Below are 12,510 nucleotides of genomic sequence, written 5' to 3'. Positions count from 1 at the left end.
ACGAATCGGTACAATGGCCGGCTGATTCCTCTGTTTTTTCCTGACCGTCATGAACGCTTCGACCCTGCCCGACGTAGAACAAGCCCGCTTCAATATGGTGGAACAGCAGATCCGCCCGTGGGACGTCCTGGACGCCAACGTGCTGCAAGCGCTGTTCGATGTGCGCCGCGAACAATTTGTTCCGCCGGCCCTGCGCGCCCTGGCGTTTTCCGACCTGGAACTGCCGCTGGAAATCAACGCGGTCAATACGCGTCAGACCATGCTGGCCCCCAAGGTTGAAGCTCGCCTGGCGCAAGAACTGCAACTGACCAAGTCCGACTGCGTGCTGGAAATCGGCACCGGCTCCGGCTATCAGGCTGCGCTGCTGGGCTATCTGGCCCAACAAGTGACCTCGGTCGAAATCGACAGCCGCCTGGTCACGTTCGCGCAGCAAAACCTGCAAATGAACAACGTCACCAACGTCAAGGTCGAAACCGGCGACGCCCGCAATGGCTGGGGCTCCACCGAATACGACGCCATCCTGGTGACGGGTTCGGTGCCGGTTGTGCCCGACGCGCTCAAGTACCAGCTGCGCGTAGGCGGCCGCCTGGTTGTCATCGTGGGCCAGGCCCCCGTCATGACGGCCTGTCGCATCACCCGCACCACCGCTGCCAGTTTCGAAACGGTGAACCTGTTCGAAACCGTGGTGAAGCCGCTGCGCGGCGCCACGGTATCCCAGTTCAAGTTCTAAACCCCTAGCTTGCCGCCCCGCGCCTGCCCCCAGCCGGGGCGTGGCGCATCAACGGGGTGGTCCGGCGTATCGTTGAAAATCATGCGCGTCCGATTGCTTACGGCTTTACTGGTTTTTACCTGCGCCGCAAGCGTCGGCCCGTCGCCCGCGTTTGCGCAGAACCTGATCCAGGTCTGGCAAGCCGCCCTGGGCAATGACCCGACTTACGCCGCCGCCCGCGCCAACTACCGCGCGGGCCTGGAAAAAGAGCCGCAAGCGCGCGCGCTGCTGCTGCCGCTGATTTCCGCCGAAGCCGGCGGCGCCTACCAGGAAACCCGCAGCACCCGTGGGCTGGGCGTGTCCTACAGCGGCGGGCGCGGCGTATGGGATCTGGCGCTGACCCAGCCTCTGTTCGATTGGGGCCGCTGGCAAAACTACGAGCAATCCAAGCTGATCGTGGCCGACGTCGAAGTGCAATTGCAGCAGTCCTACCAGGACCTGCTGCTGCGCGTGGCCGACGCCTACTTCAACGTGCTCTACGCGCAAGACACGCTGACCGCCACCGAGGCCGAAAAGGCCGCCGTTGCCGGGCAGCTGGAGTCCGCCAAACGCAATTTCGAGCTGGGTAATTCCACCGTCACCGACACCTTCGAGGCGCAGGCGCGCTACGACCTGGTGGTGGCGCAGGAATTGCGGTTGCAGAATGACCTGGACGTGCGCCGCGATGAGCTCGCCAAGATCATCGGCACGCAGCCGGGCGCACTGGCCGAACTGCCGTATGGCGTGCAACTGCCGTCGCCCCAACCCGCCCGCGTGAATGACTGGAGCACCCAGGCCGAGTCCTCCAGCCTGGAAGTGCTGCGCGCGCAGCTGCTGACCCGCATCGCGGGCCGTGAAATCCAGATCGCCAAGAGCGGCCACTACCCCAGCCTGAACCTGCGCGCCACCAGCGGCAGCGCCAGCGACGCCGTCATGCGTAACGCCGCGCCGGGCAAGCCGATCGACAACACGATAGGCGTGGTGCTGTCGATTCCGCTGTATTCGGGTGGCGGCGTGTCGTCGCAAGTGACCGAGAAAGTGCAGCTGGAACAGAAGGCCCGCTACGATTTTGAAACCGCGCGGCGCCAAGCCGTTCAGGCCGCGCGCCAGTACTACACCGGCGTCACCAGCGGGCTGGCGCGCATCCAGGCATTGGAAGCCGGCGAAAAATCCAGCCGCGCCTCTGTGGAAGCCAACCGCACCGGCTACGAAGTGGGCGTGCGCATCAACCTGGACGTGCTGAACGCCCAGCAGCAGCTGTACGCCACGCAGCGGGATCTGGCGCTGGCGCGCTACAGCACGGTGCTGTCAGGGCTGCGTTTGAAAGCCACCAGCGGGATTCTGGCGGAAACGGATCTGGAAGCGATTAACCGCTTGCTTCGGGAACCGCGTTGAACGCCCGTCAGGCGCCCTGAATCTTCTTCACCAGCGCCGTCGTTGACCGTTCGAATTCAAATGGAATCGCCACTGCGCGGCCGCCCCAGGTTTTGACCAGCGCGGTCTCGGGCAGCTTTTCCATGTCGTAGTCGCCACCCTTGACGATCAAATCGGGCTTGAGCTCGCCGATCAGCGCTTCGGGCGTGTCTTCGTGGAATGACGTGACGACGGTCACAAAGCCCAGCGCGGCCAGCAGTGCGGCGCGGTCTTCCATGCGGTTCAGCGGGCGCTCGGCGCCTTTGCCCAGGCGGCGCACCGATTCGTCGGTGTTCACCGCCACCACCAGCGTCGCGCCCAGTTGCGCCGCTTGATCCAGATACGTCGCGTGCCCGCGATGCAGGATATCGAACACGCCATTGGTAAACACCAGCGGCCGCGGCAAGCGGCCAGCAGCGACGGCGGCGACGCATTCATCGCGGGAAAGGACTTTGGATTCAAAACGGGCGGCGGACATGCGGCGATTATATCCGCCCGTCCGCCGCCCGATGGCAGCCTGATTGCCGGCCCGTCGGCAGCCCGATAGTCGGCAATAGCGCCTGAAACTCAGGCGCCGCCGAGGATGATCTTCTTTTCCTTGGGAACGATCAGCGCCGTCATTTCCTTGCGGTAGCGGTTCAGGTCCTTCACCGTTTCGAAGCTGCGGTCCATCAGCTTGGACAAGATGTGCAGAATGCGCGAGGCGACCTTCTGTTCCCAGATGCCGTCAAAGCGGATCTGGGTGTCCAGCCAATGCTCCAGCCAGCCCGGCTCAGGCAGACGCGACTGCACCGTGTCGTTCGGGAACAAGTCCTTGTTCACGTGCAGGTTGGTCGGGTGCAGCGCCTGCTGCGTGCGGCCGGCCGAGGCCATCAGCACGCCAATCTTCGAGAACGCCAGGCGAGCTTGCTCGCTGGTGTCCTGGCCACGGTCATGCAGCGCGCGGCGCATGTATTGCAGGTAGGCGCCGGCGTGGCGGGCTTCGTCCTGCGCCACGGTCTTGTAGATGGCCTTGATGACGGGTTCCGTGTGCCATTCGGCGGCGCGGCGGTACCAGTGGTTCAGGCGGATTTCGCCGCAGAAGTGCAGCATCAGCGTTTCCAGTTCGGGGGCCGCGTCGAATTCAAAGCGCACGTTGTGCAGCTCTTCTTCGGTGGGCACGAGATCAGGGCGGAAACGGCGCAGATACTCGATCAGCACCAGCGAATGCTTTTGTTCCTCGAAGAACCAGACCGACATGAATGCGCAGAAATCGCTGTCGCCGCGGTTGTCGCGCAGGAACATTTCTGTGGCCGGCAAAGCCGCCCATTCGGTGATGGCGTTCATCTTGATCGTTTGAGCCTGCTCGTCAGAGAGCTTGCTGCGATCGAAATCCCCCCAGGGGATGTCATGCGCCATGTTCCAGCGCACGGCTTCCATGGTCTTGAAGAGTTCAGGATAAAGCATGGGTCTGCCCTTGTATTCGTCCCGCTTGTGGGGCGATAGAAATTAATGAATGGCGCGCGCGTCTCTTCGGCGTGACGCTGCATTCATCCACCGCAGCGCTATTTTTCGCCGTCTCCCGCGAAGCTATGATGACCGTTTCATGAATGAAACATGACAAGGTTCGTCTAGATCATCGCGCCGCCTATCGGGTCAAGGCCCATATTGCGACCCCAATCGCAAGAGCCAACACCCCAACCAGCGCTGCAACCAGCCGGTTGTTCTGTTCCTGGGCGCGCCGCAGGTGAATCATTTCGGCCAGCAGGGCGGGCGAAACGTTCGGGCGGCTCAGGTGGTCATGGACCAGCCTGGGCAAAGCGGGCAGCATTTGCGACCACTGCACCGCTTCTTTTTCCAGGCTTTGCCGCAAGCCCTTGAGTCCGACACGCTGGCGCATCCAACGTTCCAGATAGGGCTTGGCGGTCTTCCAGAGATCCAGGTTGGGATCGAGCTGTCGGCCCAACCCCTCGACGTTCAGCAACGTCTTTTGCAGCAGCACCAGCTGCGGCTGGATCTCTACATTGAACCGGCGCGAGGTCTGGAACAGGCGGAGCAACACCTGCCCCAGCGAGATCTCGGACAACGGCCGGTCAAAGTACGGTTCGCAAACGGCGCGCACGGCGCCTTCAAGCTCTTCTTCGCGCGTGTCGGCGGGCACCCAGCCTGACTCGATGTGCAGTTGCGCCACACGCCGGTAATCGCGGTGGAAGAAGGCCAGGAAATTCTGCGCCAGGTAATTTTTGTCGAACTCGGACAGCGAACCCACGATGCCGAAGTCCAGCGCGATATAGCTGCCAAGCGTCCCAGGGCGATCCGACACGTAGATGTTGCCCGGGTGCATGTCGGCGTGGAAGAAGCCGTCGGTGAACACCTGCGTGAAGAAGATTTCGACGCCCGTGCGCGCCAGCGTCGGGATGTCGATGCCGGCTTCGCGCATGCGTTCAACCTGGCCCACCGGCATGCCGTACATGCGCTGCATGGTGAACACCGTGGACGCCGTGTATTCCCAGATGACCTCGGGCACGATCAGCATGTCGCCCCGGCCCGATTCAGGGCCGAAGTTGCGGCGCAGCTGGCTGCAATTGGACGCTTCGCGCACCAGATCCAGCTCGTCGTGCAGGTATTTGTCGAATTCGGCCACGACTTCGCGCGGCTTCAGGCGGCGGCCATCGTCGCCCAAGCGCTCGATGATGCGCGCCACGATCTTCAAGAGCGACAAGTCTTTTTCGATGATGCTCAGCATCCCCGGACGCAGCACCTTGACGGCCACTTCGCGGCCGTCATGCAGCACGGCGAAGTGAACCTGGGCGATGGACGCCGAGGCCACCGGGTCCACATCGAACTGCGCGAACAGTTTTTCGGGCGGCGCACCCAGCGCGGCCTCGATGCAGGCGGCGGCCTGCGCGGACGGGAACGGCGGCACGCGGTCTTGAAGCAGCGCGAGCTCGTTGGCGATGTCGGCGGGGATCAGGTCGCGGCGGGTGGAGAGCACCTGCCCGAACTTCACGAAGATGGGGCCCAGCGATTCCAGGGCCATCCGCAGGCGCTGCCCGCGCGGCTGGCGCGGCCGCGTGCCCAGGCGGATGACGCGCAACAGGCAGGTCGCCAGTGGATGGTTCAGGCTGGAGAGCACGAGCTCATCCAGGCCATAGCGCAGGGAAACAACGATGATGCGAAGCAGGCGCAGCAGGGGAAACATGGATCAGGCGCCCCGCTTTGCGCTGGCCGAAGCCAGACGGGTTTGCAGGGCGGTGGCCGAACGCGTCAAGGCATCAGTGCGAGCGTTCAGCTCGGCTAAGTCCAGGCGCCATTGTTCCAGCGCGGGGCGGCCCACCAGCACGCCGCTTTCTTCGGCCAGGTATTCCGAGACGTTTTCGGCCAGGCGCGTACCCACCGTGCGCGCCCCATTGGCCGCGGCGCGCGCGCCGCCCACGATGCGCAGTGCGGCGATATCGCCCACCACGCGGGCCAGCGCGTCTTCGGGGTCCGGGCGAAGCTGCTTGGACAGGTCCGCCACCACTTGGGCCAATGCCGCGTCGCCCGAGATATGGGTGGCTTCGGCGAAGTCAGGGGTTTCACGGTCAGCGCCCAGGCGCGGCAACGGCAGCTTTTCAGGGGCCACGGTCAGCGTCACGTCGGGCACGACGGCGGGGTCAGCCTGCGCCGCAAGGCCTTCGCTGTCGATCGTCAGGCCCAGCGTGAAACCGCCCAACGCAAAGCGCACGGTCTTGCCGGCATGCCGCGCCAGACGCTCGCGCGCCCAGTCCTCACGCCGCAACAGGGCGTTGAGCGCGCTTACAGCCAACCGCGAGGGAGTGGGCAGGAACGAAAAAGGCAGCATGACGGTCTGCAACACCGCGTGGCGGGGTTGCCGGAATTAGTAGGTAAATCGGGAGTGTAACGGGTTAGATGGGCGCGTGTTTAGTGCGAAAGGCACATGGAAAAACCGGCCCTTGTGGGGCCGGTTCAAGCGGATGCCCTTTCGGGCATCCGGCAACGGAGGACAGAGGCAGTCCCGGCCAGCCAGCGTTTAGCTGGCCAGATCCACCGGAATCTGCTGAATGCCAGCCAACAGCCAGCCGCCATTGGCAGGCTTGAACAGGTTCCAGACTTCTTCGAAGCGGAAGGCTTCGGCGCCGGGGGCCTCACGCAGCATGCCGGAGAAGCGCACGCTGGCCAGGTGGCCGTCGGACACGGATTCGATGCCCAGCATTTCGGCGTTCAACAGCACCACTTCGGTCTTGTTGGGAGCCGCGCCGCGCTCAGCCAGCTGCGGCTTGAGTTCGGTGATCAGGTCATCGGTCAGGAAGTCGCGCAGGCCATCGGTGCTGCCGCTGTCCCACACAGCCTGGATGCGAACGAACTGCTCCTTGGCTTGCTTCAGGAAGTTGGGCGTATCGAAATCACCCGGCACGAACCAGTTGTTGTCCTCGCCCGCTTTGGGCAGAACTGCCGGAGGCGCGACCGGTGCGGCGGCAGCCACAGGGGCGGCAGCAGCGGCGGGTGCGGCGGCAGCCGGCTTCAGGGCTTCACGCCACATCGGCTGCGGTTGCTGGCCCGGTGCGTTGTTGGCGCCATTGAAGGCACCTTGCGTCGCGGTACGCGGACCGGCGCCACGCAGACGGCGGATGATGAACATGACGGCGAAGACAACGGCGGCGATCAGCAGCGCGGAGCCCAGGAATTCAGCGAAGGCGCCCGACAGGCCCATGCTGGACAGCAAGGCGGCGATACCCAGGCCAGCAGCGATGCCGGCGATGGGGCCGAGCCAACGCGACGCGCCGCTCTTGGCGGCAGCGCCCGCGGCGCCGGCCGTGGCTGCGCCGGCGGCTGCCGGAGCGGCGGTGGCGCCAGCCGTGTTGTTGGCGGCGGCCGGCGGCGTGGTCGCCTGGCGCTGCTGGGTCACATTGGAGGATTGACGGCCGACGCTGCTGCCACCACCTGCACGACGGGCTTCGGCGTCAAACGACGCCGTCACCAACGCCGCGCCGGAAACGGCGATGAGCGCCGCGGCGACAAACCGCGAAAGACAGAATTTGGTCATAGAGTTTGCTCCCTCGTACTCGCGCCCCCGCTGCCCCGAGCAGCTGGGAGTCCCACGGACAGCGGGACCTAATCGCGACTTTTCTTACAGTAATCTGAACGTCGTAAGAATAACGGACAAGACGCCGCCCCACAAGTTCCCCGTGGGGTGAAGAAATATCCTGTGGACAGGCCGGGTTTCAGCCCAGGCGCACGCCCTCGTGCAAGGCGGCGATGCCGGCAGTCAGGTTGAAATACTGAACCCGTTCCAGACCGGCGGTGCGCAGCATATCGGCCAGGGTTTCCTGGTCGGGATGCATGCGGATGGATTCCGCCAGGTAACGGTAGCTGGCTTCGTCCTTGGCGACCTTCTTGCCCAACCAGGGCAGCACGTTGAAGGAATACCAGTCGTAGGCGGGCGCCAGCGGCTTGGCCACGCGCGAGAATTCCAGCACCAGCAGCTTGCCGCCCGGCTTCAGCACGCGGGTCATTTCGGCCAGCGCGCGGTCTTTGTGCGTCATGTTGCGCAGGCCAAAGGCCACGCTGACGCGGTCGAAATAACCCGTGGGGAACGGCAGGCGCTCGGCGTCGCAAACGGCGGTGGGCACCAAGAGGCCGGCGTCAGTGAGGCGGTCGCGGCCCACGCGCAGCATGGAATCATTGATGTCGGTCAGCCAGACCTCGCCGGTAGGCCCCGCGCGCTTGGCGAAAGCCTTGGCCAGGTCGCCCGTGCCGCCGGCGATGTCCAATACCTTCATGCCGGGGCGGATGGCGGCGCGGCCAATGGTGAAGGCCTTCCAGACGCGGTGCAGGCCGGCCGACATGAAATCGTTCATGACGTCGTAACGCTGGGCGACCGAATGGAAGACTTCAGCGACCTTGCGGGCTTTTTCGCCTTCCGGCACCGTTTGGAAGCCGAAATGCGTGGATTGGGCGTTGGAGTCGGCGGAATGTTGCGATTCGGAGGGGTTTTGCATGGTGAATTCCCGATATATCCTGGCAATGGTAGCCTATCGGGCGCGCGCCGGCGGGCAGAGAACCTTCCCCGGAAGCACCCTGCGGTCACATACCTGAAATATTGCGGCCATACTATCGCAATGTTCGCGCCGCGCCGGCGCTCAGAAGTGTGCCCAAATTCGCCATGTCCAGCACCATCCTCGTCGTCGAAGACGAACCCGCAATCCAGGAACTGATCGCCGTCAACCTGTCCTTCGCGGGGCATAAAGTGCTGCGCGCGTTCGACGCCGACCAGGCCCAGACCCTGATTCGCGCCGAACTCCCCGATCTGATCCTGCTGGATTGGATGTTGCCCGGCACGTCCGGCCTGGCCATGGCGCGCAAGCTGCGCAACGACGAGCGCACCCGCGCCGTCCCGGTCATTATGCTGACCGCCAAGGGCTCCGAGCAAGACAAGGTAGACGGCCTGGAAGCCGGCGCCGACGACTACATCACCAAGCCCTTCTCGCCGAAAGAGCTCATGGCCCGCATCAAGGCCGTGTTGCGCCGCCGCGCGCCCCAACTAACCGATGACGTCATCGACGTGGGCGGCCTGAAGCTGGACCCGGTCACGCACCGCCTGTCGGGCAATAGCCAGTCTTTGCAGATCGGTCCCACCGAGTTCCGTCTGCTGCACTTCTTCATGACCCACCCCGAGCGCGTGTTCTCGCGTTCGCAACTGCTGGATCAGGTCTGGGGCGACCACGTGTTCGTGGAAGAGCGCACCGTTGACGTCCACATCCGCCGCCTGCGCAAGGCGTTGGAACCCAGCGGCCACGATGCGCACGTTGAAACCGTGCGCGGCAGCGGATACCGGTTTACGGCACAGCTTCCGACGCGGTAAAACTCCCGCACGATGATCTGGCTGCGCACCCTTTTCCTGGTCGCCCTGTGGGCGGTGATTTCACTACTGGCGCAATGGCTCATAGGTGATCCATTCGGCTGGATCGTGTTTTCCGCCGCGTTGGCCGCCATGCTGCTCTGGCGCAGCTGGCGCCTGACGCTGGTTTCCCACTGGGCCAATCACCCGGACACCTCTCCTCCCGCCTCCGTCGGGCCTTGGGACGACATCCTCGCCCCGCTCTACCGCTACACCCGCGCCCGCGCCCGGGAACTGGCTGAAACCCGCGACACCATGCAAGGCATGCTGGCCGCCGCCCAGGCGCTGCCGGACGGCGCGGTCACGATGAATGAAGAATTCCAGATCGACTGGTGCAACCGCATGGCGCGCCAGCATCTGGGCCTGCGCCTGCCGGCCGACCGTGGCCACAATCTGCTGAACCTGCTGCGCGCGCCGGAATTCGTGGAATACGCGCACCGCTCGTCCTGGCCCGACCCGATCCTGGTGCGCCTGGGCCAACAAGGCCAGGAACGGCTGATGATGATGCAGCTGACGTCTTACGCCAGTAATCAGCGCCTGCTTATTACCCGCGACGTCACGCAGATTGAACGCCTGGAAACCACACGCCGCGATTTCGTGGCCAACGTCTCGCACGAGCTGCGCACGCCGCTGACCGTGCTGGCGGGCTTTCTGGAAACGCTGCGCGACATGCCGGCCGATGCCTTGCCCGAAGAACAGCGCGCGCAGTACATCGACATGATGCATGAGCAAGCCCAGCGCATGCAGGCCATCGTTGAAGACCTGCTGACCTTGTCCACGCTGGAATCGTCGCCGGGCAGCGACCCGCGCGCGATCAACATGAGCGCGCTGCTGCAAAAGGCGCGTCAGCAGATCGAAGCCTTGTCGGGCGGACGTCATGTGCTGGAATGGCACATCGACGAAACGCTGGACGTGCTGGGCGCCGAAACCGAGCTGACCTCTGCGCTGTCGAACCTGCTGACCAACGCCGTGCGCTACACGCCCGACGGCGGGACGATCACCGTGCGCTGGGAACGCGAGCCCGATGGCGGCGCGCGCTACAGCGTGCAGGACACCGGCATCGGCATCCCCGCCCGCCACCTGCCGCGCCTGACCGAACGTTTCTACCGCGTGGACCGCGGGCGCTCGCGCGCCGTGGGCGGCACGGGCCTGGGCCTGGCGATTACCAAGCACATCGCCATGCGCCACGATGCCGAATTGCTCATCACGAGCGAGCCCGGCAAAGGCAGCGTCTTTGCGCTGCGCTTCCCCTTCGAACGTATCGCTATCGACGAACCGGCCTGACCGGTTTGCTCGTACCACCCGCGCCGCACAGCCGGCGCGGGTGGTAAATTTCCGGCCATGCGCATCCTGGTCATCGAAGACGAACCCAAACTGGCCGACTACCTTAAGAAGGGGCTGTCGGAACAGAGCCATATCGTGGATCTGGCGCGCGACGGCGTCKACGGTCTGCATCTGGCGCTGGAGGGCGCGTACGACCTGATCGTGCTGGACGTGATGCTGCCCGGCGTGGACGGCTTCGGCATCCTGGCATCGGTTCGCGCACAAAAAGACACCCCCATCCTGATGCTGACGGCGCGCGACGCCGTGGAAGACCGCGTGCGCGGCCTGGAAGGCGGCGCCGACGATTATCTGGTCAAGCCCTTTGCGTTTTCGGAGCTGCTGGCGCGCGTGCAGGCGCTGCTGCGCCGGGGCCGCACGCAAGAACCCACGCTGCTGCGCCTGGCCGACCTGGAGCTGGACCTGGCGCGCCGCCGCGCCCAGCGGGGCGGCCGCCGCCTGGACCTGACCGCCAAGGAATTCAACCTGCTTGCCCTGCTGCTGCGCCGCCAGGGGCAGGTGTTGTCACGCACCACGCTGGCCGAACAGGTGTGGGACATGAATTTCGACAGCGACACCAATGTCATCGACGTCGCCGTGCGCCGCCTGCGCGGCAAGCTGGACGACCCGTTCGACGCCAAGCTGCTGCACACCGTGCGCGGCATGGGCTATGTGCTGGAGTCGCGCCCCGAGCCCAAACCGGCATGAAGCCGCCGCGCATGCGTTCGATGCAGGCGCGGCTGACGCTGCTGTTGGGCGCCATTGCATTGCTGGTATCCAGCCTGGCCGGGGCGACGTTGTTCTGGGCGCTCAAGCGCGAAGTCGAGCGCCAGGAAATCACCGAGGTCAGCGGCAAGCTGGAATTGATCGACCACCTGATCGACATGCAGAACAGCGCCAGCGGCCTGCACGATCTGGCCGCCACGTTTGACGAGATGCGCGCCGGCCAAGGCCAGTTGGGCATCTGGATCGTGGACGCGCAGGGCCACGCCGTGTACGGCGGCCCCGCCCCTGAAACGCTGGGCACGGCTGACGACGGCAGACAAGTGGTGCTGCAAACCGCCGATGGCGGGCGCATGCGCGGCTTGCGCGTGGCCATGAACGACCGCATCCTGCCGGGCGCCGAACTGACCGTGGCCGTCAGCACGCGCACCAGCTCGCAGTTTCTGTACGCCTATGGCACCGCGCTGGTGTTGATCTGTGCGCTCTGGGTGGGCGCGACCGTGGTGCTGGCCGCCTGGGCCGTGCGCCGCAGCATGGCCCCCACGCGCCGGCTGTCGGAGCAGGCCGCCCGCATCCAGCCCGACAATCTGGCGCGCCGCCTGCCGCTGGAAGACACCGACCGTGAACTGCACGACCTGGTGCGGTCCTTCAACCGCACGCTGGAACGGCTGCAATCGGCGTATCAGCAGATGGAAGGGTTCAACGCCGACGTTGCGCATGAACTGCGCACGCCGCTTGCCACGCTGATCAACGGCACGCAGGTGATGCTGTCATCCCCGCGCGACGCCGCCGAGTTGCGCGACGCGCTGGAATCCAATCTGGAAGAGCTCGAAGACCTGAAGACGCTGGTCAACGACATGCTGTTCCTGGCGCGTGCGGACCGCGGGGAACGGGCGGCGGACCTGGCGCCGGTGTCGCTCGCGGCCGAAGCCCGGCGCGTGGCGGAATACTACGAAGCCACGTTGGAAGCCCAAGGTGTGCATCTGCGCTGCGAGGGCGATGCGACGGTGGCCGCCAACCCGGGGCTGGTGCGCCGCGCCTTGGCCAATTTGATCTCCAACGCCATCAAGGCTACGCCCGCGGGGCGCGAAATCGTGCTGACGTGTTCAGCGTCGGCGGCAGGCGCGCGGGTGCAAGTGCGCAACCCCGGCACGCCCATTCCGGCCGCCGACCTGCCCCGCATCTTCGACCGCTTCTTCCGGTCTGGGCATACCCGCGCGCCGCGCAGCGAAGGGCACGGGCTGGGGCTGGCCATCGTGCGCGCCATCGCCCGCATGCATGGCGGCGATGTGGACGCGGTGTCGGATGCGTCTGGCACGGTGGTGGGCATCACGTTGCGCGGGCCGGAAACGTCCCCGCGCCCGCCGAACATTACAAAACCGTAATCCAGGCGACAGAATCGGGTCACCCCGGCTTTCCTACAGTG

The 12,510-nt window shown here is 65.1% G+C and carries 12 protein-coding genes; 6 read left to right on the top strand and 6 right to left on the bottom strand.

Translation table 11 applies throughout. The annotated features are described in order from the left end of the window. Window positions 1–49 precede the first annotated feature (49 nt). Window positions 50–730, top strand: coding sequence for a protein-L-isoaspartate O-methyltransferase family protein (locus AC1DB0_RS10210; RefSeq protein ID WP_054421292.1), 681 nt, complete (start codon window positions 50–52; stop codon window positions 728–730). An 81-nt stretch (window positions 731–811) separates the two neighbouring features. Beyond that, the gene (locus tag AC1DB0_RS10205) at window positions 812–2,143 is read left to right on the top strand and encodes a TolC family outer membrane protein (RefSeq protein WP_054421291.1); all 1,332 of its coding nucleotides are present in this window, start codon (window positions 812–814) and stop codon (window positions 2,141–2,143) included. Window positions 2,144–2,150: 7 nt separating this feature from the next. On the opposite strand, the gene AC1DB0_RS10200 is transcribed toward AC1DB0_RS10205, so the two are convergent. From AC1DB0_RS10200 to ubiE, 6 genes are all read right to left on the bottom strand, one after another. Continuing rightward, complete coding sequence (locus tag AC1DB0_RS10200) at window positions 2,151–2,639, bottom strand: adenylyltransferase/cytidyltransferase family protein (protein WP_315139681.1); 489 nt, start codon at window positions 2,637–2,639, stop codon at window positions 2,151–2,153. A gap of 89 nt (window positions 2,640–2,728) precedes the next feature. Further along, complete coding sequence (locus AC1DB0_RS10195) at window positions 2,729–3,607, bottom strand: ferritin-like domain-containing protein (protein ID WP_054421289.1); 879 nt, start codon at window positions 3,605–3,607, stop codon at window positions 2,729–2,731. 181 nt (window positions 3,608–3,788) lie between these two features. Then, on the bottom strand, window positions 3,789–5,342 hold the full coding sequence (gene ubiB, locus AC1DB0_RS10190) for a ubiquinone biosynthesis regulatory protein kinase UbiB (protein WP_054421288.1): 1,554 nt from the start codon (window positions 5,340–5,342) through the stop codon (window positions 3,789–3,791). Window positions 5,343–5,345: 3 nt separating this feature from the next. Continuing rightward, complete coding sequence (locus tag AC1DB0_RS10185) at window positions 5,346–5,984, bottom strand: ubiquinone biosynthesis accessory factor UbiJ (protein ID WP_054421287.1); 639 nt, start codon at window positions 5,982–5,984, stop codon at window positions 5,346–5,348. Window positions 5,985–6,173: 189 nt separating this feature from the next. Further along, complete coding sequence (locus AC1DB0_RS10180; RefSeq protein ID WP_054421286.1) at window positions 6,174–7,187, bottom strand: Tim44 domain-containing protein; 1,014 nt, start codon at window positions 7,185–7,187, stop codon at window positions 6,174–6,176. A 178-nt stretch (window positions 7,188–7,365) separates the two neighbouring features. After that, window positions 7,366–8,142, bottom strand: coding sequence for a bifunctional demethylmenaquinone methyltransferase/2-methoxy-6-polyprenyl-1,4-benzoquinol methylase UbiE (ubiE, locus tag AC1DB0_RS10175; RefSeq protein WP_054421285.1), 777 nt, complete (start codon window positions 8,140–8,142; stop codon window positions 7,366–7,368). Between the two features lie 164 nt (window positions 8,143–8,306). Between ubiE and phoB the strand changes: the two genes are divergently transcribed. From phoB to AC1DB0_RS10155, 4 genes are read left to right on the top strand one after another with little or no spacing between them, the layout of a single operon-like run. Continuing rightward, window positions 8,307–9,005, top strand: coding sequence for a phosphate regulon transcriptional regulator PhoB (phoB, locus tag AC1DB0_RS10170; protein WP_006227196.1), 699 nt, complete (start codon window positions 8,307–8,309; stop codon window positions 9,003–9,005). A 12-nt stretch (window positions 9,006–9,017) separates the two neighbouring features. Beyond that, window positions 9,018–10,325: a phosphate regulon sensor histidine kinase PhoR gene (gene phoR, locus AC1DB0_RS10165; RefSeq protein WP_054421284.1), complete on the top strand. Its 1,308-nt coding sequence runs from the start codon at window positions 9,018–9,020 to the stop codon at window positions 10,323–10,325. Window positions 10,326–10,382: 57 nt separating this feature from the next. Next, a complete protein-coding gene (locus AC1DB0_RS10160) occupies window positions 10,383–11,069 on the top strand; it encodes a heavy metal response regulator transcription factor (protein WP_476758651.1) in 687 nt (228 codons plus the stop codon). Beyond that, window positions 11,066–12,469 (top strand): heavy metal sensor histidine kinase, encoded by a 1,404-nt coding sequence (locus AC1DB0_RS10155; protein ID WP_175170536.1) that lies wholly within the window; start codon window positions 11,066–11,068, stop codon window positions 12,467–12,469. Before AC1DB0_RS10160 ends, AC1DB0_RS10155 begins: the two co-directional genes overlap by 4 nt. Window positions 12,470–12,510: the final 41 nt, after the last annotated feature.

The organism is Achromobacter sp. 10T422, from assembly GCF_056394065.1.
Note: the sequence above shows the minus strand (reverse complement) of the source record. Positions and strands in the feature narration are given on the sequence as shown.